Here is a 471-nt window from a genome sequence, read left to right as displayed (position 1 = left end):
CGAGCTGCTCCATCCCGCGATAGTTAGGACGACCGAGTGTCAGCGTTGCCACAAGACGTGACGCTTTTAACTGACCTTCCTTGTCCGTTAAATATAAGTGGTGGAGGCTGACGGGATCGAACCGCCGACCCTCTGCTTGTAAGGCAGATGCTCTCCCAGCTGAGCTAAGCCTCCAAATCACCTACAAATATGTAGGGATCTTTCTAGGTGACCCGTAGGGGATTCGAACCCCTGTATGACAGCGTGAAAGGCTGCTGTGTTAAACCGCTTCACCAACGGGCCAAGATGGCGGATGGAGTGGGATTTGAACCCACGAGACGGTTCGACACCGCCTACACGATTTCCAATCGTGCTCCTTCGGCCGCTCGGACATCCATCCATATGGCTCCTCGGGACGGACTCGAACCGCCGACCGATCGGTTAACAGCCGATTGCTCTACCAACTGAGCTACCGAGGAACGTTGAAGGTTT

General features: G+C 54.8%; 4 tRNA genes. All 4 read right to left on the bottom strand.

The window, feature by feature from the left end:
* Window positions 1-98: 98 nt before the first annotated feature.
* The 4 genes from POF51_RS32065 to POF51_RS32050 all read right to left on the bottom strand — a co-directional run bounded on the left by POF51_RS32065 (window position 99) and on the right by POF51_RS32050 (window position 458).
* A tRNA-Val gene (locus POF51_RS32065) sits at window positions 99-174 on the bottom strand.
* Between the two features lie 34 nt (window positions 175-208).
* A tRNA-Glu gene (locus POF51_RS32060) sits at window positions 209-282 on the bottom strand.
* 4 nt (window positions 283-286) lie between these two features.
* Window positions 287-379 (bottom strand) — tRNA-Ser (locus POF51_RS32055).
* Window positions 380-382: 3 nt separating this feature from the next.
* A tRNA-Asn gene (locus POF51_RS32050) sits at window positions 383-458 on the bottom strand.
* Window positions 459-471: the final 13 nt, after the last annotated feature.

Source organism: Brevibacillus sp. AG, assembly GCF_028369215.1.
In the GTDB taxonomy this organism is placed as follows: domain Bacteria; phylum Bacillota; class Bacilli; order Brevibacillales; family Brevibacillaceae; genus Brevibacillus; species Brevibacillus porteri.
The sequence above is the reverse complement of the archived record's forward strand: the minus strand, read 5'-3'. Positions and strand labels throughout refer to the sequence as shown.